Source organism: Micromonospora sp. MH99, from assembly GCF_021442385.1.
Taxonomy (GTDB): Bacteria; Actinomycetota; Actinomycetes; order Mycobacteriales; family Micromonosporaceae; genus Micromonospora.
Genome location: NZ_MUZA01000069.1, coordinates 1 through 24,860 on the forward strand (window position 1 = coordinate 1; position 24,860 = coordinate 24,860).

At 71.5% G+C, this 24,860-nt stretch carries 21 protein-coding genes and 1 pseudogene; 16 read left to right on the forward strand and 6 right to left on the reverse strand.

The features are described from left to right. Positions 1-1,227: 1,227 nt before the first annotated feature. Complete coding sequence (locus B0E54_RS26570) at positions 1,228-2,949, reverse strand: beta-N-acetylhexosaminidase (RefSeq protein ID WP_374109321.1); 1,722 nt, start codon at positions 2,947-2,949, stop codon at positions 1,228-1,230. Between the two features lie 259 nt (positions 2,950-3,208). On the opposite strand from B0E54_RS26570, the gene ppdK reads away from it, so the two are divergent. Further along, complete coding sequence (gene ppdK, locus B0E54_RS26575; protein ID WP_234588877.1) at positions 3,209-5,917, forward strand: pyruvate, phosphate dikinase; 2,709 nt, start codon at positions 3,209-3,211, stop codon at positions 5,915-5,917. A gap of 150 nt (positions 5,918-6,067) precedes the next feature. Here ppdK and B0E54_RS26580 read toward each other — a convergent pair whose 3' ends face one another. Beyond that, the gene (locus B0E54_RS26580) at positions 6,068-6,568 is read right to left on the reverse strand and encodes a roadblock/LC7 domain-containing protein (protein WP_234588878.1); all 501 of its coding nucleotides are present in this window, start codon (positions 6,566-6,568) and stop codon (positions 6,068-6,070) included. 249 nt (positions 6,569-6,817) lie between these two features. On the opposite strand from B0E54_RS26580, the gene B0E54_RS26585 reads away from it, so the two are divergent. From B0E54_RS26585 to B0E54_RS26595, 3 genes are read left to right on the forward strand one after another with little or no spacing between them, the layout of a single operon-like run. After that, a complete protein-coding gene (locus B0E54_RS26585; RefSeq protein ID WP_234588879.1) occupies positions 6,818-7,165 on the forward strand; it encodes a VOC family protein in 348 nt (115 codons plus the stop codon). Then, positions 7,162-8,415, forward strand: coding sequence for a deoxyguanosinetriphosphate triphosphohydrolase (locus tag B0E54_RS26590; protein ID WP_234588880.1), 1,254 nt, complete (start codon positions 7,162-7,164; stop codon positions 8,413-8,415). The genes B0E54_RS26585 and B0E54_RS26590 overlap by 4 nt, the downstream gene beginning before the upstream one ends. 14 nt (positions 8,416-8,429) lie before the next feature. Then, positions 8,430-9,260: a siderophore-interacting protein gene (locus B0E54_RS26595; RefSeq protein WP_234588881.1), complete on the forward strand. Its 831-nt coding sequence runs from the start codon at positions 8,430-8,432 to the stop codon at positions 9,258-9,260. A gap of 3 nt (positions 9,261-9,263) precedes the next feature. Here the strand turns inward: B0E54_RS26595 and B0E54_RS26600 are convergent, their stop codons facing one another. After that, positions 9,264-10,466, reverse strand: a complete 1,203-nt coding sequence (locus tag B0E54_RS26600; RefSeq protein WP_234588882.1) for a low temperature requirement protein A — start codon at positions 10,464-10,466, stop codon at positions 9,264-9,266. 114 nt (positions 10,467-10,580) lie between these two features. On the opposite strand from B0E54_RS26600, the pseudogene dnaG reads away from it, so the two are divergent. Next, a pseudogene (gene dnaG, locus B0E54_RS26605) lies at positions 10,581-12,486 on the forward strand (DNA primase). Next, entirely contained in the window at positions 12,487-13,023 is a 537-nt protein-coding gene (locus B0E54_RS26610) for a hypothetical protein (protein WP_234588883.1), read from the forward strand. It begins immediately after the preceding pseudogene. Positions 13,024-13,030: 7 nt separating this feature from the next. On the opposite strand, the gene B0E54_RS26615 is transcribed toward B0E54_RS26610, so the two are convergent. Both B0E54_RS26615 and B0E54_RS26620 read right to left on the reverse strand, forming a co-directional pair. Beyond that, the gene (locus tag B0E54_RS26615) at positions 13,031-14,050 is read right to left on the reverse strand and encodes a TAXI family TRAP transporter solute-binding subunit (RefSeq protein WP_234588884.1); all 1,020 of its coding nucleotides are present in this window, start codon (positions 14,048-14,050) and stop codon (positions 13,031-13,033) included. Then, on the reverse strand, positions 14,047-16,326 hold the full coding sequence (locus tag B0E54_RS26620; protein WP_374109322.1) for a TRAP transporter fused permease subunit: 2,280 nt from the start codon (positions 16,324-16,326) through the stop codon (positions 14,047-14,049). The genes B0E54_RS26615 and B0E54_RS26620 overlap by 4 nt, the downstream gene beginning before the upstream one ends. Before the next feature lie 122 nt (positions 16,327-16,448). Here B0E54_RS26620 and B0E54_RS26625 point away from each other — a divergent pair, with 122 nt between their 5' ends. The 4 genes from B0E54_RS26625 to B0E54_RS26640 all read left to right on the forward strand — a co-directional run bounded on the left by B0E54_RS26625 (position 16,449) and on the right by B0E54_RS26640 (position 20,905). After that, the gene (locus tag B0E54_RS26625) at positions 16,449-17,381 is read left to right on the forward strand and encodes an ABC transporter ATP-binding protein (RefSeq protein WP_234588886.1); all 933 of its coding nucleotides are present in this window, start codon (positions 16,449-16,451) and stop codon (positions 17,379-17,381) included. A gap of 838 nt (positions 17,382-18,219) precedes the next feature. Next, positions 18,220-19,011 carry an ABC transporter permease gene (locus tag B0E54_RS26630; RefSeq protein ID WP_234588887.1) on the forward strand — a complete coding sequence of 264 codons (792 nt, stop codon included), beginning with the start codon at positions 18,220-18,222 and terminating at the stop codon, positions 19,009-19,011. A gap of 9 nt (positions 19,012-19,020) precedes the next feature. Next, the gene (locus B0E54_RS26635) at positions 19,021-19,830 is read left to right on the forward strand and encodes an ABC transporter permease (RefSeq protein ID WP_234588889.1); all 810 of its coding nucleotides are present in this window, start codon (positions 19,021-19,023) and stop codon (positions 19,828-19,830) included. Positions 19,831-19,894: 64 nt separating this feature from the next. Next, positions 19,895-20,905 carry a YihY/virulence factor BrkB family protein gene (locus B0E54_RS26640; protein ID WP_234588891.1) on the forward strand — a complete coding sequence of 337 codons (1,011 nt, stop codon included), beginning with the start codon at positions 19,895-19,897 and terminating at the stop codon, positions 20,903-20,905. Here the strand turns inward: B0E54_RS26640 and B0E54_RS26645 are convergent. Beyond that, positions 20,871-21,641, reverse strand: a complete 771-nt coding sequence (locus tag B0E54_RS26645; protein ID WP_234588893.1) for an AfsR/SARP family transcriptional regulator — start codon at positions 21,639-21,641, stop codon at positions 20,871-20,873. The genes B0E54_RS26640 and B0E54_RS26645 overlap by 35 nt on opposite strands. A gap of 202 nt (positions 21,642-21,843) precedes the next feature. Here B0E54_RS26645 and B0E54_RS26650 point away from each other — a divergent pair, with 202 nt between their 5' ends. The 6 genes from B0E54_RS26650 (at position 21,844) to B0E54_RS26675 (ending at position 24,713) form a co-directional block, all read left to right on the forward strand. Continuing rightward, positions 21,844-22,383 (forward strand): MauE/DoxX family redox-associated membrane protein, encoded by a 540-nt coding sequence (locus B0E54_RS26650; protein ID WP_234588895.1) that lies wholly within the window; start codon positions 21,844-21,846, stop codon positions 22,381-22,383. Between the two features lie 35 nt (positions 22,384-22,418). Next, positions 22,419-22,964 carry a hypothetical protein gene (locus B0E54_RS26655; protein WP_234588897.1) on the forward strand — a complete coding sequence of 182 codons (546 nt, stop codon included), beginning with the start codon at positions 22,419-22,421 and terminating at the stop codon, positions 22,962-22,964. Positions 22,965-23,034: 70 nt separating this feature from the next. After that, positions 23,035-23,352 (forward strand): hypothetical protein, encoded by a 318-nt coding sequence (locus tag B0E54_RS26660; RefSeq protein WP_234588899.1) that lies wholly within the window; start codon positions 23,035-23,037, stop codon positions 23,350-23,352. A gap of 82 nt (positions 23,353-23,434) precedes the next feature. Next, positions 23,435-24,022 carry a hypothetical protein gene (locus B0E54_RS26665; RefSeq protein ID WP_234588902.1) on the forward strand — a complete coding sequence of 196 codons (588 nt, stop codon included), beginning with the start codon at positions 23,435-23,437 and terminating at the stop codon, positions 24,020-24,022. Then, positions 24,019-24,411: a hypothetical protein gene (locus B0E54_RS26670; protein WP_234588904.1), complete on the forward strand. Its 393-nt coding sequence runs from the start codon at positions 24,019-24,021 to the stop codon at positions 24,409-24,411. Before B0E54_RS26665 ends, B0E54_RS26670 begins: the two co-directional genes overlap by 4 nt. A 29-nt stretch (positions 24,412-24,440) precedes the next feature. Next, positions 24,441-24,713: a hypothetical protein gene (locus tag B0E54_RS26675; protein WP_234588906.1), complete on the forward strand. Its 273-nt coding sequence runs from the start codon at positions 24,441-24,443 to the stop codon at positions 24,711-24,713. The last annotated feature ends 147 nt before the right edge of the window (positions 24,714-24,860 follow it).

Genomic DNA, 24,860 nt, shown 5'->3' on the forward strand with positions numbered 1-24,860 from the left:
TCAGGGCGGTCTTACGGATCAGATCGGTACGCATGATGGCGTGCTCCTCTGCATCGGGGGGATACGCGCCGACACACAAACGGGGGTGCGTGTGCCGGGCGGGAAGTTCACGGGGACCAGGTCCGGCGGCCCGACAGGGGCCTGCGCGGGGGTGTCCCGGAGGGTGGTGCAACAGCCCGGGGTGGCGCATCATTCCGCCGGCGTACTTCCCGGACCGGGGACGGCCGGCGGTGCTCGGCCGTGCGGGGGGTGTAACCGTGGCGGCCGGGTGGGTGTTCCCGGCGGCTGTCCCCGCGGGCTGGCCGGTGGTGCTTGGCGGTGCGGGGGTGTAACCGTGGGCGGCCGGGTGGGTGTTCCCGGCGGCTGCGGTGCGCCGCTAGCCCGTAGGTCGCGGCGCCATGCCAGGTATAACGACCCGGCCGGGTCCCCGATTCCGCCGCCAGGGTGCCACCGGTCACGGGACGGCGACGCTCAAACCACCCAAAACTCTCGGCCAGATCGGGCACCTGCGACCGCCGGTGGTTGATCGACTCGACATCGGCGATATCGGGGTATCCGGACGCCCGGGACACCCCGACATCGGCGAACCCGAGTCGATCATGTCCGCGCGGGCCGACGGCCGGCCCCACGATCATGCTCGATCCTGGAAAGAGGCCCCTCGACGAGCGGGCGAGGCCACTACATCAAGGATCGAGCACGATCATGCCCGCCGGCACATCTCATGCGCGGTGTCCGCCTGGGGTGGGCGGCACACCACTGCACGGCGACCTCAGGCTCACCGCACCGCCGACACCGGACAAACCACCCCTGCGGTGACCACCGCACCGGCCCGAGAAGAGCGAAACGGACATCTGACGCCAGTCGGGCGGTTGATCAACGCGACTTCGGCGATGTCAGGCTCGCGCCACCGCCGCACCAGGCATGCCGCCCACCCGGAACCGGGACCGCCCACACCGCCGGCGGTTGATCGACTCGACATCGCCGATGTCGGGGTATCCGGTCACGCGGGACACCCCAAAATCGGCGAACCCGAGTCGATCATCCCCACGCGGTCCACGACCGGCCCATGATCGTGCTCGATCCTGGAAAGAGGCCCCTCGACGAGCGGGCGAGGGCACTACGTCAAGGATCGAGCACGATCATGACCCGCCGGCACGTGCGTGCGCGGTGTCCGCCCGGGTGGGGCGGCATGCCACTGAAGGCGTGACCTCGCGGTTGGTCGCGCCTTCAGTGGGTTGTCGTGTCGTTCCGGGGTGCGCGGTTCTGTCGGGGGACCGTGGGGGTCGCCGGCCAGGGGATCTCGGGGGAGCGGTGGAAGGTGATCCCGGCGGTGGACCAGCGCGGGCCGTGCCCGGCCAGGCGCTCGCGGAACCCGGCCCAGTCGTGCGTGGCGCGGGGTGACCAGCCCAGCTCGGCGATGGCGGGCAGCCGGGGAAACAGCATGAACTCGATGTCGGTGAGCGAGGTGACCGACTCGGTCCACAGCGGGGCCTCCACGCCGAGCACGGCAGTGCTGGGCACGTCGGCGACGTGCGTGCCCGGATCCCAGTCGTACGCCCGACGTACGTCGATGAGGCCGGCCCAGTCGTGCCCGATCGGGGTGTCCTCGGCGTACTTCATGTCCAGGTACGCGTGGTTGCCGGGGGAGAGGATCAGCCGGGCGCCCCGCCGGACCGCGTCGGCAGTGGTGGGATCGTCGGCGTCGGTGCCCCACCATTGCAGGACCCGCCCGTCGAGGTGCGCCGCCGGGGCGAGCTGGTGCCAGCCCACGACGGCCTTGCCGGTGTCGGCGACGATCCGTTGCGCCCTCTCCACGAAATCGGTGTAGACGGCACCCTTGACCTTGAACGCCTCGTCGCCGCCGATGTGCAGCCACGGACCGGGGGTGAGGGCGGCGACCTCGCCGAGTACGTCGGCGATGAAGTCGTACGTCTGCTCGTCGGCCGGGTCGACGTAGCTGAAGCCGACCTCGGTGCCGGTGTACGGCGGCGGCGCGAGCTTGTCCGGTGCGAGCTGGGGGTACGCGACGAGTGCCGCGTTGGTGTGGCCGGGCAGGTCGATCTCGGGGACGACGGTGACGTGGCGGGCGGCCGCGTGGGAGACGATCCGCCGGTAGTCCGCCTTGGTGTAGTGCCCGCCGGGGCCGCCGCCGACCTCGCTCGCCCCGCCGACGGTGGCCAGCTTCGGCCAGGAGTCGACGGCGATGCGCCACCCCTGGTCGTCGGTGAGGTGCAGGTGCAGGTGGTTGAGCTTGTAGCGGGCGAGGTGGTCGATCGCCCGCAGGACGTCCTCGACGGTGAAGAAGTGTCGCGCGACGTCGAGCATCGCGCCCCGGTAGGGGAAGCGGGGGCGGTCCAGGATCGTGCCGCCGGGCAGCGCCCAGCGCGTGGTCACCGGGGTCGGGCTCTCCACGGCGGCGGGGAGCAGTTGCCGGATCGTCTGGACGCCGTGGAAGAGGCCGGTCGGGGTGTCGGCGACGAGGCGTACCTCGGCGGCGGTCACGTCGAGGCGGTAGCCCTGGGCCCCGAGGTCGGTGGTCGGTCGCTCGGTGGCGGGGGTCGGGCTGGTGGGCGTGGCGGCCAGGGTGAGCGTCAGCGTGCCGGTCGGCCCGTCCGCACGGGTGTCGTCGGCTACCGGCAGGAGGAACCCGGTTGCCGGTCGGAGCAGCTCGGCGAGGTGGTCGGCCACCGTGCGGGCGCCCGGGTCGGCGGTGACCCGGATGGCCGTGTCCGCGGTGAGCACGAAGGACGCGGTGGGATCCGCTTCGACCCGTTCCGGTGCCGGTACGACGTCGTCGAGGCGTACCGCGGGGGCGAGCAGGTCGTCGCCGGCCGTGCGCGCGGCGAGCGCGGCCAGGTCCGCGGCCTCCGGCTGGTGCGCGGGCAGCGCGACCGGGTCGGCGGCGGTGGACGGCTCGGGGGTGGGGGAGGAGATCGGGAGGGAGGACACGACGACGGCTCCGGAAGGGGTTATTTCGCGTCGGATATGGCAAAAGCGAGCTTCGGCAGAACCAGTGGCGTCAACAATACGAGGACCGGGGATATTGCGTGATCGTGCGCGTGGAAGCGTTCCCAAAAACCGGTACGAACGCGGATAGTCGTGATGGCTGTGCCTATTGTCACCGAACGGTCCCAGGCCACCCGATCTTCGCTTAACCTTCGCCCTGAACCTTCGTTAAGTGTCAATCCGGCGCGCGTGGGAGGCTCTGGTGGCAGCGCAAGAGACCGACGAACACAAGTACGTCTACGACTTCTCCGAGGGCAACAAGGATCTCAAGGACCTGCTCGGCGGCAAGGGCGCGAACCTCGCCGAGATGACCAACCTCGGCCTGCCCGTCCCGCCCGGCTTCACCATCACGACCGAGGCGTGCCAGGCGTACCTCACGACCGGGCGGGAGCCGGACGGCCTCGCCGGTCAGATCGAGGCGCACCTGGAGGCGCTGGAACGGGCGATGGGCAAGCGCCTCGGCGACCCGCAGGACCCGCTGCTGGTGTCCGTCCGCTCCGGGGCCAAGTTCTCCATGCCCGGCATGATGGAGACCGTCCTCAACGTCGGCCTCAACGACCAGAGCGTGGTGGGGCTCTCCGCCCAGGCCGGCGGGAACGACAGGTTCGCCTGGGACTCCTACCGCCGGCTGATCCAGATGTTCGGCAAGACCGTCTGCGAGGTGCCGGGCGAGGAGTTCGAGCACGCCCTCGACGAGGCCAAGAGCGCCAAGGGCACGCACAACGACCTCGACCTGGACGCGGACGACCTGCGCGGGCTGGTCGACGCGTACAAGAAGATCTTCGCCAAGCACACCGGTCGGGAGTTCCCGCAGCAGCCGCGTGAGCAGCTCGACCTGGCCATCCGGGCGGTGTTCGAGTCGTGGAACGCCGAGCGCGCGGTGCTCTACCGCCGCCAGGAGCGCATCCCGGCCGACCTCGGCACCGCGGTCAACGTGGTGACCATGGTCTTCGGCAACCTCGGCCCCGACTCCGGCACCGGGGTCGCGTTCACCCGCGACCCGGGCAGCGGCGCGCAGGGCATCTACGGCGACTACCTGGCCAACGCCCAGGGCGAGGACGTGGTCGCCGGCATCCGCAACACGGTGCCGTTGCAGGAGTTGGAGCAGCTCGACAAGTCGTCCTACGACGAGCTGCTCGGCATCATGGCCCGGTTGGAGGAGCACTACCGGGATCTGTGCGACATCGAGTTCACCATCGAGCGCGGCAAGCTGTGGATGTTGCAGACCCGCGTCGGCAAGCGGACGGCCGCCGCAGCGTTCGTGATCGCCGGGCAGCTCGTCGACGAGGGCCTGATCGATGAGGACGAGGCGCTGCACAGGGTCAACGGCGCGCAGCTCGCCCAGCTCATGTTTCCCCGCTTCCAGCTCGACCACGAGTTCGAGCCGGTCGCCACGGGCATCGGCGCCTCACCGGGCGCGGCGTCCGGCACTGTGGTCTTCACCTCCGCGCGGGCCGTCGAGCTGGCCGCCGAGGGCAAGTCGGTGATCCTGGTCCGCCGGGAGACCAACCCGGACGACCTGAACGGCATGATCGCCGCCCAGGGCATTCTCACCTCGCGCGGCGGCAAGACCAGCCACGCCGCAGTGGTGGCCCGTGGCATGGGCAAGACCTGCGTCTCCGGCGCCGACGCGATCGACGTGAACGTGCCGGCGAAGCGGTTCACCGTGGCCGGGCAGACCGTCAACGAGGGCGACGTCGTGTCCATCGACGGCACCACCGGCAAGGTGTACCTCGGTGAGGTGCCGGTCATGCCGTCGGAGGTCGTGCAGTACTTCGAGGGCAGCCTCGACCCCGAGCACGTCGACAACGCGCTCGTCCGGGCCGTACACCGGATCATGACGCGCGCCGACGGCAAGCGGCGGCTGGCGGTCCGCACGAACGCCGACACCGGCGCGGACGCCGCCCGGGCCCGGCGCTTCGGCGCCGAGGGCATCGGGCTGTGCCGCACCGAGCACATGTTCCTCGGTGACCGGCGCGAGCTGGTCGAGCGGCTGATCCTGGCCCGCGCCGCGGACGAGCGGGAGGCGGCGCTGGAGGCCCTTCTGCCGTTGCAGCGGGCCGACTTCGAGGAGATCTTCCGGGAGATGGACGGGCTGCCGGTCACCGTCCGGCTGATCGACCCGCCGCTGCACGAGTTCCTGCCGCCGCTGGAGCAGCTCGCCGTCAACGTCGCTGTCGCCCAGGAACGTGGCGAGGACGTGGCCAAGGAGGAGGCGTTGCTCGCCGCCGTCCGGCGGATGCACGAGGAGAACCCGATGCTCGGGCTGCGCGGCGTCCGTCTCGGACTGGTCATCCCCGGCCTGTTCGCGATGCAGGTCCGGGCCATCGCGGAGGCGGCGGTGGCCTGCGCCCGGGAGGGGCGGGTGGCCAAGCCGGAGATCATGGTGCCGCTGGTCGGAGCCGTGCAGGAGCTGGAGACGGTCCGCGCCGAGGCCGAGAAGATCATCGCTGAGGTGGTCCGGGACAGCGGCGTCGAGGTGCTGATCGGCACCATGATCGAGGTGCCCCGGGCGGCGCTGACCGCCGGGCAGATCGCCGAGGCGGCCGAGTTCTTCTCCTTCGGCACCAACGACCTGACCCAGATGGGCTGGGGCTTCTCCCGCGACGACGTCGAGGGCGCGTTCTTCTGGCGCTACCTGGAGCTGGGCATCTTCGGCATCTCGCCGTTCGAGTCGATCGACCGTGACGGCGTGGGCCGGCTGGTGCGGATCGCCGCCGAGGAGGGCCGGGCGGCCCGGCCCGGGCTGAAGCTCGGTGTCTGCGGCGAGCACGGCGGTGACCCGGACTCGGTGCACTTCTTCCACGAGGTCGGCCTGGACTACGTGTCCTGCTCGCCGTTCCGGGTGCCGGTGGCCCGCCTGGAGGCCGGCCGGGCGGCAGTTGAGACCGACGGGTCGGACAGCCGCTGACGCGGGCGCCGGCGGCGGCCCGAACGACCGGGCCGCCGCCAGCGCGCCCATGCTGCCGGCCGGACCGGCACCAGTGCGCTCAGACCAGGCTGCGGGCCGGGCCGTCCCCGCGCGCTCAGACCAACCGGCGGCCGTCGCCGGCGTCGGCGCTCAGATCGGTGGGCGACGCCAGGTGGGTCGGGCCGAGCGGCGCAGCTGCGTCGGCAGGGTCGCCATCGGGGTACGCACGGCCAGCGGCGCGTGCGCGTCGGGCACCGCAGTGGCGCCGATCCCGCCGCCACGGGTGTCCAGCACACGGCCGGCCCGGTGCGCCACCGCCCGGGCCTCCTCGTGCAGCCCGTCCAGATCGTTCGCCGCCGACCCGGTGACCAGTGTCAGCAGGGCGCTGCGCCCGGCCGGGTAGGTGACCACGCAGCCGTCGGTGGTGCACACCACCGACTCGCGGAACTCACCCCGCCGGACCGTGTCGGCGACCCGGTGACCGAGCCCGTAGCTGGCCGCAGCGAGCGCGGCGAGGTGGGTGGCGTCGGTGCTCGGCAGGTCGCTGGAGATGAGCAGCCCGTCGGTGCCGGCCAGTACGGCGCCGGCGACCTCGGGTCGGCGTCGCCGCAGCCCGAGCAGTTCGTTGCCCACCACCATGCCTGCATCCACGAGCGTCTCCCTGCCGGTCGGCTCCGCGCCTCGATCGGTTGGTCACGTTCCGCGCTGGGAACGCTACCGGTGGCCACGTGTACCCGCGAGCCCGTAACCCACGGCGATCGGTCGGCAACTGGGGGCCGATCGGCGGTTGCGCGCGCGCCGGTGCTGCGTCGCGGGCAGGTCGAGCGGCATCGGCGGGCGTAACCTTGGCTCGCTCACACACGGCCGGCTGTGTCCGCCGTCGACGGGAGAGGTGGCTGTATGACCAGCGTCTGGGAGAACCTGACCATCGACGCCCGCGATCCGGCCCGACTGGCCCGCTGGTGGGCCGAGGCGCTCGGATACCAGGTGGTCACCGAGCGACCGGACGAGGTGGAGATCCGCCAGTCCGCCGACCGCCTTCCCGGGTTGGTCTTCGTTCCGGTGACCGACGCCAAGGAGCGCAAGAACCGGTTGCATCTCGACCTCCGCCCGGTCGACCAGGAGGCCGAGGTCGAGCGTCTTGTCGACATGGGCGCCCGGCACGTCGACATCGGGCAGGGTGACGTCGAGTGGACGGTCCTGGCCGATCCGGAGGGCAACGAGTTCTGCGTCCTGCGTCAGAAGTGAACCGCGCCGACGCCAGGTTGGTCGAGGAGCCGCCCAAGGACACCGGGCACCGCCGTTCACCGTACGAGCGTGACCGTGCCCGGGTGCTGCACTCCGCGGCGTTCCGCCGGCTGGCCACCAAGACCCAGGTGCACACCGCCGGCACCGACGACTTCCTGCGGACCCGGCTCACCCACTCGCTAGAGGTGGCCCAGATCGCCCGGGAGATGGGCGCCCGGCTGGGGTGCGACCCGGACGTGGTGGACGTCGCCGGGCTCGCCCACGACCTCGGGCACCCGCCGTTCGGGCACAACGGCGAGGCAGCTCTGGACCTGCTCGCCGCGCCCTGCGGCGGCTTCGAGGGCAACGCGCAGACGCTGCGGGTGCTGACCCGCCTGGAGGCGAAGGTGCTCGCCCCGGACGGTTCGTCGGCCGGGCTGAACCTCACCCGGGCGTCGCTCGACGCAATCGGCAAGTATCCCTGGCCGCGCCGCGACGGGCAGCGCAAGTTCGGGGTGTACGCCGACGACGCGGCGGTCTTCGGCTGGATCCGGGCCGGTGCGCCCGGCGACCGGCGCTGCCTGGAGGCGCAGGTGATGGACTGGGCCGACGACGTCGCGTACTCGGTGCACGACGTGGAGGACGGCATCCACGGCGGGTACGTCGGGCTGCGCCCGCTGCTCGTGGACGCCGACGAGCGGGCGGCGCTCTGTGCCGACGTGGCCGCCGCCTACTCCGGGGAGTCGCCGGCCGACCTGGCCGAGGTGCTGATCGAGCTGCTGGCTGACCCGCTGCTCGCCCCGCTCGCCGGGTACGACGGCAGCCACCGTGCCCAGGTCGCGCTGAAGGCCACCACGAGCGGCCTGACCGGTCGGTTCGTGTCCGCGGCGGTGACGGCCACCGAGGAGCGGTACGGCCCCGGGCCGCACCGCCGCTACGCCGCCGATCTGGTGGTGCCGAGACCGGTCCGGGCGCAGTGCGCGCTGCTCAAGGGCATCGCCCTGCGCTACGTGATGCGACGCACCGGCTTTCGGGGTCGCTACGAGCGGCAGCGGACGATGCTTGCCGAGTTGGCGGCGGCGCTCGTCGGACGGGCCCCGGACGGGCTCGACCCGGTGTTCGCCCCGCTGTGGCGGGCCGCGCCCGACGACGCGGCCCGGCTGCGCGTGGTGATCGACCAGATCGCCTCGCTCACCGACCCGGGGGCGATGAGTTGGCACGCCCGTCTGGTCGGCGGCGGCGCACCGCCCGAGGCGGATGCGGCAACTTAGGCTAACCTAACTGCATGACGGAACGCCCAAGGAACGTCACCTCGGTCCAGGTGCTGCGCACCGAGCGACCCACCCCGCACCTGATCCGGCTCGTCCTCGGTGGGGAAGAGCTGACCGGGCTGCCGGTGGGCGAGTTCACCGACCACTACATCAAGCTGGTCTTTCCGGTGCCCGGCGTCGCGTACCCGCAGCCGCTGGACCTCGCCGCGATCCGCCGTGACCTGCCCCGGGAGCAGTGGCCCCGGCTGCGCGCGTACACCGTGCGGCGGTGGGACCCCCTCGCCGGGGAGTTGACCGTGGACGTGGTGCACCACGGCGACGAGGGGCTGGCCGGCCCGTGGGCCGCGGCGCTGCGCCCGGGCGACCCGGTGCACTTCGTCGGCCCGGGTGGGGCGTACGCGCCGGACCCGGACGCCGACTGGCACCTCCTGGTGGGCGACGAGAGCGCCCTGCCAGCGATCGCCGCCGCCCTGGAACGGCTGCCGTTGGGCGCTGCGGCCCGGGTCCTCGTCGAGATCGCCGACCCGGCGGAGGAGCAGCAGCTGCTCAGCCCCGGCGCCGTGGAGCTGACCTGGCTGCACCGGGGTGACCGACCGGTGGGCGACGCCCTGGTGGCGGCGGTGCGCGAGCTGGAGTTCCCGCCCGGTTCGGTGCACGCCTTCGTGCACGGCGAGGCGACGTTCGTCCGGGAGCTGCGCCGACTGCTGCGCGGCGAGCGCGGCGTGCCGGCCGACCGGCTCTCCATCTCCGGCTACTGGCGGCGCGGCATGGACGACGAGGGCTGGCGCTCGAGCAAGGCGGACTGGAACCGGCAGGTCGCCGCCGAGGAGCCGGCCGCGGCCTGACCGTCAGGCGCCGGCTGCCGGGTCCTCGTCGAGTTTGCCGAGGGCCCGGCTGAGCAGCACGGCGTACCCGACGATCGCCACCGCGAGCAGCAGCAGCATCGGCCGCGGTTCACGCACCCAGGTGGTGACCACGCCGACCGAGACGATCCCGTAGCCGGTGATCGCCAGCCGGCTCGCGCTCGGCCGGGCCCACAGCCAGGACAGGGCCAGCCCGCACAACGTCCAGACGATCACTGAGGCGGCCAGCGCCAGTCGCAGTTCGAGCGGCATGCGGGCCACGCTGTCGTCGACCAGTCGGACCACCTGACCGAGGGCCCAGCCCAGCAGCAACAGGGCACCGCCGAGCGGGAAGTGCAGATAGCCGTACGCCTGCCCGCCGCGCAGTCGGCTCTGCAGCACGCGGGTGGTGACGAAGGCGGTGTAGGCCCACCAGACGGCGGCCGGGATGAGGAAGGCCAGCCCGGCCGTCAGGATCATGTGCGGCGGGGGGTGATCCGGCACCGCGAAGAGCAGGTTGGCCATCGCGCTGCCCAACACGATGATCGTGAACTGGCCGATGCGCTCGGGCAGGTGCCGGTTGTCCACTGGCCAATCGTTGAGCCAGCGCCGGCCGACCCAGGGGGTGGCCAGCTCGATGACCATCGCGATGATCCACAGCGTCGTGCGCGACCCGGTGGGTGCGACGAGCGAGGCCAGCCAGATGAGCCAGCCCGACCCGAACCCGAGCAGGTAGATCGTGGTCACCGTCCGGGCCATCGGGCTGGTCGGCCGGGCCCGCAGATACAGCAGGAGCAGCACACCCCGCACGATCAGGTATCCCACCGGAAGCAGCACGCTCTCGGGCACCTCGTCGACGCCGAGCGTCATCGCGCCGGCGCCGACCAGGGCGACCAGCACCAGCAGCCGGTGCAGCGCGTCGTCCGGGTCGAACCGGTTGTCGTAGAAGACCTGCCCCAGCCAGCACCACTGGATCACCAGGAACAGCCCGATCACGGCCAGCACGGCCGTCGGCGCCGGGGTCGGGTCGTCGCCGAGCCGACGTACGACGGCCGCCAGCGCGTACACGAAGATGAGGTCGAGGAAGAGTTCGAGCCAGGTGGCGTGCCGGTGGCCGGCCTCGTCCTGGGCGGGCGCCACGCCAGGCAGCCCCAGCCGGCCGAGGATCCGGCGCGGCCGGCGGGCGCCGTCACCGCGTACCCTCCGCATCTGGTCATGGTCCCCGCGCGGGCCCGGCGGCCGGGCCGGAACGGGCGAGCCCGACGGCGGCCCCCGCCACACCGGTGTCCCCCGGCCGGCGTGTCATCGGTCCGGCAGGGCAGGATGTACGCCGAGGGGGTGGCGCATGGCTGGGCGGATCCGGGACGAGGACATCGCACTGGTCCGGGAACGCACCTCGATCGGGGATGTGATCTCCGAGACGGTCACCCTGAAGTCCGCCGGCGGCGGCAACCTCAAGGGCCTGTGCCCGTTCCACGACGAGAAGAGCCCGTCGTTCAACGTCTCGCCCGCCCGCAACGTCTGGTACTGCTTCGGCTGCGGGGCCGGCGGCGACGCGATCAAGTTCCTGATGGACGCGGAGCACCTCAGCTTCGTCGAGTCGGTCGAGCGGCTGGCCGGGCGTGCCGGCATCCAGCTGCGCTACGTCGAGGACGACCGGAGCACCCCGCGTCCCCGCCCGCAGCAGGGCCAACGGCAGCGCCTCGTCGCCGCGCACGCCGCCGCTGTCGATTTCTACCGGGCGCAACTCAGCACCGCCGGGGCGCGGCCGGCCCGGGAGTTCCTGGCGAAACGGGGCTTCGACCGGGCCGCCGCCGAGCGCTACGGGTGCGGGTTCGCACCGGACGGCTGGGACCTGCTCACCAAGCACCTGCGCCAGCAGGGCTTCACCCATCAGGAGCTGGTCACCGCCGGGCTGTCCCGGGAAGCCCGCTCGGGCACGCTCATCGACCGGTTCCGGCGCCGGCTGCTGTGGCCGATCCGGGACCTCGCCGGCGACGTGATCGGCTTCGGCGCGCGCAAGCTCTTCGACGACGACGACGGCCCGAAGTACCTGAACACCCCCGAGACGCCGATCTACAAGAAGTCGCACGTGCTCTACGGCATCGACCAGGCCAAGCGGGAGATCGCCAAGCAGGGTCGGGCGGTGATCGTCGAGGGTTACACCGACGTGATGGCCTGCCACCTGGCCGGGGTGACGACGGCGGTGGCGACCTGCGGCACCGCGTTCGGCGCGGACCACATCGGGGTGCTGCGCCGGCTCCTGCTGGACACCGACTCGGTGGCCGGCGAGATCATCTTCACCTTCGACGGGGACGCCGCCGGGCAGAAGGCGGCGCTGCGTGCCTTCTCCGACGACCAGCGCTTCGTGGGTCGGACGTTCATCGCGGTCAGCCCCGACAACATGGACCCGTGCGACCTGCGGTTGGCCAAGGGCGACCTGGCGGTCCGCGACCTGGTCGCCCGGCGCGAGCCCCTGGTCGACTTCGCGCTGCGCCACGAGATCAGCCGCTTCGACCTGGACACCGTCGACGGGCGGGTCGAGGCGATGCGCCGGGCCGCGCCGCTTGTCGCGCAGTTGAAAGACCGGGAGAAGCGCCCGGAGTACGTCCGCAAGCTCGCCATGGACCTCGGCATGGAGATCGAGCCGGTGCAGCGGGCGGTGCTCGCCGCCGCCAACACTCCGCCGTCCGGCGGCGGACGGGACGCCGCACCCGCCCCACGACCTGCTCCGGCCCGTCCCGAACCGGCAGTGGACAGCCCGCAGTCGATGGTCGAACGCGAGGCGTTGAAGCTCGCCCTGCAACAGCCGGTGCTGGCCGGGCCGATGTTCGACGCGGTCGAGGCGACCGAATACCGCAACCCGGTGCACGTCGGCGTGCGGACTGCCGTCGCGCAGGCCGGTGGGGCCGTGTCGGCGACCGGCGGCGCCGTCTGGATCGAGAAGGTCCGCGACGCGTGCGACGACCTGGCCTCTGCGGCGCTGGTCGGCGAGCTGGCCGTGGAGCCGCTGCGGATCGACGGTGAACCGGACCCGCGCTACGTGTCGATCACCATGGCCCGGGTGCAGTTCGGGTCGGTGACGGCCCGCATCCGCGACCTCAAGTCGCGCATCCAGCGGATCAACCCGGTCAACAACAAGGACGAGTACTTCGCGGCCTTCGGCGAACTGCTGTCGCTGGAGCAGCATGCCCGGGCGTTGCGCGAGCAGGCCGCGGGAGGGCTCTAGATGGGACTGTTCAGCCGCAAGCCGAAGCTGCCTCCGGCCGACCGGCCACCGCTGGCCGCCGACGAGCGGGTGCTCGCCTGGTCGGCGGCGGGCAACGGCGAGGGCGACGGGGTCGTCGTGGCCAGCAACCTCGGGCTGTGGCTGCCCGGTCGGGGGCACCGCATCGGCTGGCACGACGTCCTCAAGGCGGTCTGGTCCGGTCGGGAGCTGACCGTCACGCCCGCCGAGACGGTCGTCGAGCGCGACGGCTACACAGTTGTCGCCGACGGGCCGGCCGAGACGTACCTGCTGCTCGACCCGGGTGAGCTGCCGCACCAGGTGCGGGCCCGGGTGACGCGTTCCGTCGCGTACACCGAACACCACCCGGTGCCCGGCGGCGCGGCCCGGGTCGCGGCCCGGCGGGTGGCCGGCGTGGACGGTCTGACCTGGACGGTCCGCCTCGATCCCGGCACGCCGGCGGACGACGAGGCCCTGCTCGCCGAGACCGACCGCCTGGTCGGCGCGGCCCGCGCCGCCACCGCCCCGGCCGACAGCTGACCGGCCGTCACTTCGCGCCGAGGTCCGTCAGCGCCTTCTCGGCGCCGCGGTGCAGCGGCACCGGCAGGGTCCTGCGGGCCTTCTCCAGCGAGATCCCCTTGGCCGCCGGGTTGGCCTGGGCCAGGACGTCGCGCTTGTCGAACACCGTCCGGGTGATCGCGCAGGCGACGTTGGCGTCCAGGTCCTCGCGGACCAGCAGCACGTTGGGTACGACGATGGTCGGGGTGTCGGTCGCCGTCCGGTACACGTCCCGACCGATCGTGCCGGACTGGTAGCCGGGGCTCAGCGCGGTCAGCTTCGGCAGCAGCGCCGAGATGTCGACGAACGCCACAGTGTCGCCGGCGGTGGTGAACAGGTCCGTCACGCCCCCGGTGGGCAGGCCACCGGACCAGAAGAACCCGTCGATGCTGCCGTCCTTCATTCCGTCGACGGTCTTGGCGAGGTCGAGTCGCTGGGCCCGGACGTCCTTGGCCGGGTCGAGGCCGGCAGCCTCCAGCAGCCGGTTCGCGATCGCCTCGGTGCCGGACTTCGGGGAGCCCGTGGAGATCCGCTTGCCGCGCATCCCGGCCACCGAGGTGATTCCGGAGTCCTTACGGACCACCACCTGCGTGTAGTTGTCGTAGATGCGGGCCAGCGCCTGCACCGGCTGCGGCGCGCTGAAGCTGCCCTTGCCCTCGACCGCGTTGACCGCCGTGTCGAACAGCGAGAACGCCACGTCGTACTTGCCACTGACCAACTGCTCGACGTTCTGCACCGAGGCGCCGGTCTCGGCGGCGGTGCCGGTGAGCTTGCCGCCGGTCGCCCCGGACAACTGCCCGGCCAGGGCGTTGCCGACCACGTAGTAGACACCTGTCGCGTTGCCCGTGGCGATGCCCACGCGCGTCTCCCGGGTCACCTCGCAGGTGACCTCGCTGGCCGTGTCGTCCTTGGCCGCGCCGCCCTGCTGGCCTCCGCAGCCGGTGACGCCCGTCGTGACGAGGGCGAGCACGCTCAGGCCCGCTGCGAGCCGTACGTCGATTCGTCTCACGGTCTCTCCTTGACAGGGTTGGTCGGTTGTCGACTGGCGGATCGGCCTCGCAGGAACACACCCGTCGCCGCGACGGCGGCCAGCGTCGTGCCCAGGGCGACCGGCACGGGTTCGAGCCAGAGCAGTGTCACGCCGCCGAGAGCGCCGAGCACCCGCTCCGGGACGCCGGCCCGACCCACGCCGGGCAGCCAACCGCCGGCAGCGACAGCAAGCACCGCCACGCCGAGCGCGGTGACCAGGACGGCGACGACGATCCGCTGGACACCGCCGATGCCGAGCAGGCCCAGCCCGGCGGGGGTGATGACGAACGCGATCGGGATCAGGTATGCCGGCAGCGCGTACCGCAGGGTCTGCCACATGGTCGGCACCAGCCGGCCTCCGGTGACGGCGGCCGCGGCCACCGCGGCGAGCGCGGTCGGCGGAGACACCTCGGACAGCACGGCGAAGTAGAAGACGAACATCGCCGCGGCGGGCGCTGTCACACCCAGGTCGAGCAGGGCCGGGCCGACGATCACCCAACCGATCACGAACGAAGCGGTAACCGGCACGGCCAGGCCCAACAGAGTGAGCGCGACGGCGGCGAGCAGCGCCGTGAGCACCAGGACCAGCGTCGGGTCCGAGGTGGCCGCCTGCGCCCCGCCGATCAGCAGCGCCGCCGCCTGCGGCCCGAGACCGGTCTTCGTGGTGGTCGCCGTGATGATGCCGGCGGCCGCGCAGACCGCCGTGACGGCCAGGACCCCGCGTACGCCGGTGACGAGCGCGGTCGCCAGCCGGGTCGGGGTGAGCCGGTGCGTGCGGTCCAGGTACGACAGCGCGGCGGCCAGGACGATGGCGAAGACGACGGCCCTCGTCGCGGACACACCTACCGCGAGGAGAACGATGATCGCGATCAGCGACGCGAAGTGGTAGCCGAACCGGCCCAGCAGCCGCCACGGCGAGTCGACGTCGAGGACGACCGGGCGTACGCCCGACCGGCGGGCGTCGATCTCCACGGCGAGCAGGATGCCCAGGTAGTAGAGCACCGTCGGTACCGTCGCCCAGCCCAGCACCTGAAGGTAGGACACGCCCAGGTACTCGGCGATGATGAACGCCGCCGCACCAAGAGTGGGCGGGGAGAGGATCGCGCCCACCCCGGCCGCGGCCAACATGCCGCCGGCCCGTTCCGGGGGATAACCGGCGCGGCGCAGCAGCGGCCAGGTGACCGCGCCGATGCTCACAGTTGTCGCCGCCCCGGAGCCGGACACGGTGCCGAGCAGGAAGCCCGAGGCCACAGCGGTTCGGCCGGCGGCGGTACGGGAGCGGCGGAACGCCGCAGCCGACAGGTCGACGAAGAACCGCCCGGCCCCGGACAGTTCCAGCACCGCGCCGTAGATGGTGAACAGCACGATGTACGAGGCGGCCACGTCCAACGGGGTGCCGTAGAAACCGCTGTCGGAGTTGTAGAACGCGTCGACCAGTTGGCTGAAGTCGAGCCCGGAGTGCGCGACCGGCCAGGACTGCGGCAGCAACCCGCCGTAGTAGCCGTACCCGAGAAACAGCAGGCAGACGGCCGGCAGGATCCAACCTGTCGTGCGGCGGCACGCCTCCAGCAGCAGGAGCAGCAGCACCGTACCCAGCACCAGGTCGCTCGGCGCGAGCAGCCCCTGCCGGTCGAGGAACGCGTTGTAGCCGCCGCCACCCGTACCGATGTGGATCGGCAGGACGGGATACAGGCAGGCCGCCACAGTCAGGGCGGCCAGCACCCAGTCGGTGACGGTGGGCCTGGCGTTGTCGCTGCTGTCGCTGCGTCGGCGCGGGCGGGCCCAGCGCGGCAGGTCGGCCGGGTAGGCGAGGAAAACCAGGGGGAGTACGCCGGCCAGGAAGATGATCAGGTAGTACTTGCTGCCCTGCGCGAGTGGGCGGAACACCTGCCAGAGAGCCAGCGCGCCGACCGCCAGCGCCACCGTGCCGAGGAGCAGAGCCGCCGGCCCGGACAGCACCCGACCGGGCTTCTCGTCCTCGAACTGGGCCGCCAGGTCCCGGGTCGCCCGCTCGGCCGCGCCGGCCGGTCCGGCCGGTTCTGTGGTCGCGGTCTGTCCGGTCGGCAGGGCCGGTTCTGTGGTCGCGGTCTGGCCGGTTGGTCCGACTGGGTCTGCGCTCTCGGCCAGGTCTGCGGTCTCGGCTGCTGGACGTGGTCGGGGTGGCCCGTCGGCGGCGTTCGTGGCAGGCCGGTCGCCGGGTGAGCTGGCTGGCCGGGCGGGTGACGGCGGACCATCGGGCGAGCTGGCGGGCGACACGTGAGGACGATACCTGTCGATTGCCCGTCGTAGTGGGGCGTTGAGCGGCGTTTGCTTCCGGCGGGTCGGGCGCGTGGGTATTTGCGTGGAGGCTTGTCGGACCCGGCGGTTAGGGTCGGGCGGTGACTTCGGGGCGACCACTGATTCAGGCTCGTGGGCTGGTGAAGCGGTTCGGCGACTTCACCGCCGTCGACGGCATCGACGTCGAGGTGCGCCCGGGTGAGGCGTTCGGTTTCCTCGGGCCCAACGGCGCCGGCAAGTCCTCGACCATGCGGATGGTCGGCTGCATCTCCCCGCCGAGCGGCGGCGAGTTGCGCATCCTCGACCTGGATCCGGTCCGCGACGGGCCGGCGATCCGGGCGCGACTCGGCGTGTGCCCGCAGATGGACAACCTCGACCCGGAGCTGACCGTCCGGGAAAACCTCACGGTGTACGCCCGCTACTTCGGCATCTCGCGCCGGGCCGCCCGGGAACGGGCCGCCGAGCTGCTCGACTTCGTCCAGCTCACCGAGCGGGCCGACAGTAAGGTCGAGCCGCTCTCCGGTGGCATGAAGCGCCGGTTGACCATCGCCCGCGCCCTGGTCAACGATCCGGAGATCGTGCTGCTCGACGAGCCGACCACCGGGCTCGACCCGCAGGCGCGGCACCTGGTGTGGGAGCGACTGTTCCGGCTCAAGCAGCAGGGCGTGACGCTGGTGCTCACCACGCACTACATGGACGAGGCCGAGCAGCTCTGCGACCGGCTGGTGGTGATGGACGGCGGGCGGATCGTCGCCGAGGGCTCACCCCGGGCGCTGATCGAGGAGCACTCCACCCGCGAGGTGGTCGAGCTGCGCTTCGCGGCCGAGTCGCAGGAGCCGTTCGCCGGCAAGCTCGACGGTGTGGGCGAGCGGGTCGAGGTGCTGCCCGATCGGGTGCTGCTCTACGTGCCCGACGGTGACGCGGCCGTCGCCGAGGTCGGCGCGCTGGGGCTCAACCCGGCCAACGTCCTGGTGCGGCGCAGCGGTCTGGAGGACGTCTTCCTGCACCTGACCGGCCGCACCCTGGTCGACTGACGGGCCGCCGCCGCTCTCCCCGCCGCTCGGTTCGCAGATCTTGGACAGTTTCCGTTAGGAGATAACGGAAACTGTCCAAGATCTGCTCAGGTCTGGTGCGGTGCTGCGTCCGAGGTCTCCATCCGCCTCCTGGAGCAGCGTGGCGAGGTGGATCAACAGGCCGGTCCTGTTCTCGCGGTACTCCCCGAGCAGCGCCAGGCGCGCGGGGGAGCACGGCCATGCGGCGCCGCAGACCCGGCAGCGCCAGGATGGGCGCATCGCCACGTGCGGGCGGTACCGGGGCCGCTGCCCCGGACCCGAGCCAACCGGTGGCCGCCGTTCGGGCGGGCGCGTCGCCGGCACCTGAGTCGCCCGGTGGAGCCTCCGTCGGTGGGGAGGGGAGCGCACCGGACCGTGGTCATGGGCCGCTTCCGCCCGCTGGCCTGCGCCCGTGAGCGGTTCCGCTGCGTGACAGTCTGGTGAGGATCCTGATCATCTCCATTTCGGCGATGCGGGGGTGTCCCGGCGGCGGGATGCCGCCAGATCGCCGAAGTGGAGCGGATCATCACGTCAATGTGCCGCGAGCACGGCGCGCTGCCGCCGTTCGCAGGGCGCTGGCGCTTCGGACCGTCCCGGCCGCGTAGATCCACTCCGTTTCCTGCAAATCGGGGTGTCGCGGTGTTGTGGACACCGCGGTTTCGGTGAACCCGAGTCGATCATCGCGCCGGCAGGCGGCCGCGAGGCCGTGAGTGTGGCGCGCGGCAGGTCGAAACCCGGGCGACACGTCGACGGGGTCGCCGTAGGGTGACCGGCGGCCTGTCGTACCCCGGGGGTAGGAAGGTCGGGGACGGGGGTGGTCATGGTGAGTGTGGCGCAGCGGACGCGAGTGCCCTGGGTGCCGGCGTACGCGGTGTTCGAGCACTATCTGGTGGGTCTTCGGCGCACCTGGCGGGCCGGGGTGTTCTCGTCGTTCCTGCTGCCGGTGCTCACCGTGCTCGGCTTCGGGCTGGGCGTCGGCGCGTACATCGACCAGGGCGTCGACGGCGTGCGCTATCTCGACTGGCTGGTCCCGGGGCTGATCGCCTCGACGGCCCTCCAGGTGACAGTGGGCGACTCGACGTGGCCGGTGTTCAGCAACTTCCAGTGGATCAAGACCTACTTCGCGCAGACGGCGTCGCCGCTGCGCGTGGGCGACATCCTGGCCGGGCACCTGGCCTTCGTGCTGTTCCGGGTGCTCACGACGATCGCGGCCTTCCTGCTGGTCACCGGGTTGTTCGGGGCGTTGCGCTCGCCGTGGGCGCTGGCCACCCTGCCGGTGGTGGCGCTGCTCGCGCTGGCCGGGGCCACGCCGACGTTCGCGTACGCCGCGGTGGTGTCCAGCGACAGTTGGCTGGCGATGCTGTTCCGGTTCGCGGTCATCCCGATGACGCTGTTCGCCGGCGTGTTCTTCCCGGTCGAGTCGTTGCCGGAGGCGCTGCGCTGGCTGGCGTACGCGACTCCGCTGTGGCACGCCGTCGACCTCTGCCGTGCGGCGACGCTCGGTGTCGCCCCACAGTGGTCGATCGCCGGGCACCTGCTCTACCTGGCTGCCTGGGCGGCCGTCGGTTGGCTGCTGGCGCTGCGCGCCTTCCGCCGCAAGCTCGTCGTCTAGGGAGATCTCGTGGTCACGCTGGTGCTGCCCCGGCTGGTCGACGTCTCCGCCGCATCCCGGCGGTCGGGGTCGGTGGTCGAGCGCAATCTCGCCGCGCTGAAGTCGGTCTACTGGCTGCTGCTGATCTCCGGCTTCGTGGAGCCGCTGCTCTACCTGCTCTCCATCGGCGTGGGTGTCGGGACGCTTGTCGGCGACCTGCCGCTGCCCGACGGGCGGCTGGTGTCGTACGCCGCGTTCGTGGCTCCGGCGATGCTGGCCGCCTCCGCGATGACCGGGGCGCTCTCCGAGACCACCTTCAACTTCTTCGGCAAGATGAAGTACATGAAGCTGTACGACGGGATGATCGCCACCCCGGTACGGCCGTTCGAGATCGCCCTCGGTGAGCTGAGCTGGGCGATGTTGCGGGGCAGCGCCTACTCGGCGGCGTTCCTCGGGGTGATGGTCGCGTTGGATCTGACAAGCGTCGTCCACGCGGTCACCGCGCTGCCCGCTGCCGTGCTGGTCGGGTTCGCGTTCGGGGCGCTCGGCATGGCGGTCTCCACAGTCATGCGCAGCTGGCAGGATTTCGACCTGGTGGCGTCCGCGCAGTTCACCCTGTTCCTCTTCTCCGGCACCTTCGTGCCGGCGCAGGCCTACCCGACCCTGCTGCACTGGCTGATCGAGATCACCCCGCTGTACCGGGCCGTGCACCTGATCCGCGGCGTCGCGCTGGGCACCGGGGGTTGGCTCTGGCTGCTCGACGTCTTCTACCTGCTGGCGCTGTTGGCGGTCGGCCTTCTCGTGGCGTCGCGCCGGATGGGCAGGTTGCTCTACCCGTAGGGGTTATCGCCGCTGTTCGTGGGGCATGTCCTTCGGGCGACACCGCCGACGAAGAGGAGGGGCGATGGCCTCCGACGAGACGTCCGACCACCGTGAGCGCAGCGGGCCGGTCGGGCCCGACGCCGGGCCGGACAGCCCCACCGACCTGCCCGGCAGCGGCTGGAAGGCAGCGCTGCGCCGTACGGTCACCGAGTTCCAGGACGACAGCCTGACCGACTGGGCGGCGGCGCTGACCTACTACGGGGTGCTGTCCATCTTCCCGGGCGTGCTGGTGTTGATCTCCATCCTCGGCCTGCTGGGCACCAGCGCCACCGAGGGCGTCAAGGACACGGTCAACCAGGCGGTGCCCAACGAGAGCATCCAGAAGATCATCGAGGATGCGATCCAACAGGCGCAGGGCAGCGGAGGGCTGGCCAGCATCGCGGCGATCATCGGTCTGCTGGCGGCGTTCTGGTCCGCGTCGGGTTACATCGCCGCGTTCATGCGCGCCTCGAACACGATCTACGACGTGCCGGAGGGTCGGCCGATCTGGAAGACCCTGCCGATCCGGGTCGGCGTGACGGCCGTGATCGGCGTGCTCCTGCTGGCCTGCGCGGTGATCGTGGTCTTCACCGGCCGACTCGCCGAACTGGTCGGGAACGCGGTAGGCCTCGGCTCGACGGCCGTCACGGTGTGGGACATCGCCAAGTGGCCGGTGCTGCTGCTCCTGGTCAGCCTGATGTTCGCGATCCTCTACTGGGCCTCGCCGAACGCCCGGCACGGCGGGTTCCGCTGGGTCAGCCCGGGTGGGGTGCTCGCCGTGGTGATCTGGCTGGTGATCTCCGGTCTCTTCGCCCTCTACGTGAGCAACTTCGGCTCGTACAACAAGACGTACGGCGCGCTGGCCGGCGTGATCGTCTTTCTGGTCTGGCTCTGGCTGAGCAACATCGCGATCCTGCTGGGCGCCGAGTTCGACGCGGAGTTGGAGCGTGGCCGGGCCATCTCGGCCGGCCACGCTGTCGACGACGAGCCGTACCTGGAGCTGCGCGACGACCGCAAGCTCAGGAAGAAGCGGAATTCGGCTGCCAAGCGCTGACCTGATCGCACAGCAGCCGCTCGCGCAGCTGCCGGAGTTCGCCACCGGGCCCGGTTCCGAGCTCCTCCGCGAGGTGGTCGTGCAGACGCCGGTAGACGCCGTGTGCCTCCACCTGTCGCCCCTCCCGGTACAACGCCAGCATGAGCAGCGCCTGTAGGCGCTCCCGGGAGGGGTGTTCGGCGGCCAGTTCGATCAGGTCGGCCAGCACCTGGCGGTGTCGGCCGAGCCGCAGCTCCAGGTCGTACCGCTCCTCGGCGGCGAGCAGCCGCAGTTCGGCAAGTCGCGCCGCGGCGGGTTCCAGTGCGGGGCTGTTCAGCCCGTCCAGCGCCGGACCGCGCCACAGGGTCAACGCGCCCTGGTAGAGGGCTACCGCGCGGGCGGTGTCGACCTCGGCGGCCTGCCGGGCCCGCCGGACGGTCTCGGCGAACTCCCGCGCGTCCACGTACGCGTCGGACACGTCCAGTTGGTAGCCGTCGGGGCGGGTGACCACGATGTTGGCGTCGCCGCCGTGCCGGACGAGGTGCCGCCGCAGCGCCCCGACCTGGTTCTGTACCTGCTTGCGGGCGGTCCACGGCCCCGCGTCGTCCCAGCACGCCTCGATCAGGCGGTTGACCGACAGCCAGCCCTCGCTGGCGACCAAAAGCGCGGCCAGGATCCGTCGTTGACGGGGCGCGGGCAGATCCACCGGCGTGCCTGAGGAGCGAACCTCCAGCGGGCCGAGAATGGCGAATTCCACGTTTCTCCGTTCGGTGGGCCGGGTGGCCCGCAGAGCCGTGCCAAGGCTCACAGCACGGTCGTCGGCCGAGTCATGCCCGCCGATGACATGACGATGACGGATCCGTGCGGTCGCGGTGCCGGGGATGTGCCGTACGAATGAGCCGATGGGTCAGAGTGCCAGTAACGACGCGCTTCCGCTAATAGCGGGGAAGGAGCCCGTTGTGGCTTCAATATCCATTGTCGGCATCCTATTCGTCAACTGTGTGGCGGCGGCGTTGCTGATGCAGGCTGCCGCCGCGAAGACCGTGGACGGCACGCAGTTGGGACGTGCTCTTTCCGAGATCGGCCTGCCCTGGGCGTCCGGGTCCGGCCTCGTGCGGCTGGTGGCCCTGCTGGAACTGTGCGCCGCGGTGGCCCTGGTCGTGGAGCCCTCTCGACGTGCGGGTGCGCTGCTGGTGGCGGCGCTGGGACTGTCGTTCGCGGTGGTCGGTCTGGTCGGCGCGGTCCGGGGCAGCGAGGAGCCGTGCGGGTGTTTCGGCCGCACCGAGGGTGCTCCTTTCGGACCGGTCAACATCGCCATCGGCGTCGGCCTGCTGGCCGTCGCGGTGGGCAACCTGGCCGTCGTCGACGCCGCCGCCAACCAGCCCGCCGGGCCGGTGATCGGTGCCGCGCTCGCCGCGCTGCTGCTGTCGCTCTACGCCAACCGTCGCTGGATTCTCCCGATCGTACGACCGCTGTTCCCGCAATCCGACCGGGTGTGACGGGCGCTTCTCCACCACGAAGGGTAATGAACGCCATGACCATGTTCCTTGCTTTCGTCCTGCTGGTTCTCGCCGGAACGATGGTGCTGTTTTTCGCGATGCTCGGTCAGTTGGCGGCGCGATTGCCGGAGCAGAGCAACGAGCCGTCGGCCCAGGTCGAACCGCTGGAGAACGCCCGGTTGGGCGCCGAGTCGCTGAACTGGCCGGCGGAGTTGGCGCACCTGCGCGACCGCGAACGCGCCCTGGTGCTGGTGCTCAGCTCCTCGTGTGCGAGCTGTGAGCAGATCGCCGCCCAGGTCCCGGGCGCGCTGGACCGCGGCGTCGACCTCAGCGTGGTGGTCTCCTGCGGTGTCCGCGAGCGCGGTGAGGACTTCATCCGCCGGCACGAACTGGAGCGGGCCCGGCCGTACCTGGACCAGGGCGGCGCCTGGAGCACCGGGGAGTTCAACATCGACTCCAGCCCGGCGGCCCTGCTGTTCCGGCACGGTCGGCTGGACACCGCGCTGCTCTTCTGGACGCTCGACAGCGCCCTCGCCGCCACCGGCCACCTGCACTCCGCCCACTCCGCCCAGGAGGCGTGAGCGCGCCAGGACCCCGGGTGGCGTGCGACGAGGCACGCGACCCGGCAGCCCATCTCACACAGGAGGTGTCATGACCACTGCTGTCCCCAAGTCCTCGGTCAAACGACGGGGCGTACTGCGCGGGATCGGCGCCGGCGGACTGGCCGCCGCCGTCGCGGTCTTCGCCAAGGGGTCGCCGGCCCAGGCGGCCAACTGGAACTGCTGCAGCCTCGAGTACGTACCACCGAACATCAGCATGTCGACCTGCCTGGCGGCCAGCCACTACGTGTGGACCTGCACGTTCGGCACGGTGGGACCGATCTACCGCTGCCAGTGCTGCGAGCGCAAGCGCTCCGACGGCTCGTACAACGCCTCCGCCGGCAAGTGCACCTGCACCTCGAACTGCTGACGGCCTGACCGGGATGGAGGTCTGGATCGGCGTCGCCCTGCTGGGGGCGATCCTGCAGGGCTACAGCCCTTGAGGCGTCTCCATGGCCGGGGTCGCCGGCCCGATGTTGCGGGACGACCGGTGGGGCGGGAGTCGGTTCCTGCTCGGCCTGCTGGTCGGTGGGATCTTCGGCGCGGCGGTTCTGGCGGTCCCGTTCTACCTGCTCGCCAGCGGGATCACCGCGGTGCTGCCGGAAGCGGTGCGGGTCGGACTGGTGATCGTGGTGGCGCTCGGCTTCGGTGTGGCGGATCTGCGGCAACGCACTCCGCACGTGTGGCGGCAGGTGCCGCAGTCGCTGGCCCGGACGCTGCCTCCCGGTTCGCTGGGAGTGGTGTGGGGCTTCGACCTGGCCCTGCTGTTCACCACCCAGAAGACCACCTCGTTCCTGTGGGTGGCCCTGGCCGCGCTGGTGCTGCTGAGTCCGGCGGCGTTGCCGACGACGCTGGTCGTGGTGGCCGTCCTGGCGGTGCTGTCGATGGTGGCGCTGAGCATCCGTAAGCCGACGACGACGCCGATCGACGAGGAGAAGGGACGGAGATGGCAGGACTGGCAGAGGATCATCCGCCGGTGGTCCGGCGCGACGCTGCTGGTCGCGGCCGTGGCTCAGGCATCGCTGCTGAGCTGGGGGTGACCCCGGTCTTCCGGCCGGATCCGGCCGGTGGGCAGGTGGTCATCACGCGGTTCGAGTGCCCGTCGCGGCTCGTCCTGCTGCGGTTGGTGGTGCTGCACCTGCGGATCAAGCGGGCGGTCCGGCGACGGCTGCCCGAGCTGGTCGGCAGCCGGTTGATCGTCGACTGGGGCACCCGGACGCTGCTGAGCATCTCCGTGTGGCCGTCGCTGGAGAGCGTGTACGGGATGGGATCGGTGCCGGAGCACGTCTCCGGGTCGCGCATCCCGGGCCGCCTCGGCGTGCGGACAACTGCCGGCTTCTTCACCTTCACCGGCGACTGGCGGCAGATCATGTTCGGCTCGCCGGTCGCCGCGCACTCACCCCTGCACGCCTGCGTGCGGGACGACTGATCACTGACAGAAGCCAGAAGGAGGTAGTCATGCCCATTCCCACGGACCGCGGCCTGGTGGCGATCACCAAGGACGCCCGCGGTCGTACCGCCGTCATGGTCGGCACCAGCATCACCGACGGTCAGATCGACGGGGTGTACGCCATGCACGTCGCACCGAAGCAGATCGTGGTGGATCCCGCGGTGCGGTTGAGCGCGGGGGAGCACGGTCAGTTCACCACCGAGCCGGTGGAGGTGTACGACAGCGGCAACGCCGTACAGATCCGTGCCCTGGATGCGACGGCCGACCTACGGCGCATGTAGGTCGGATCGTCCGACACCGCCGGGGGCGGGAGCGCGAGGCGCTCCCGCCCCCGGTTCGTTTCCGCAGGCCCTTTTCTTGATCCACTATTAGCTTTTGCTCTTACGGACAAAAGTTGCCACCGGAACGGTTGAAGCTCTGGACAGGCG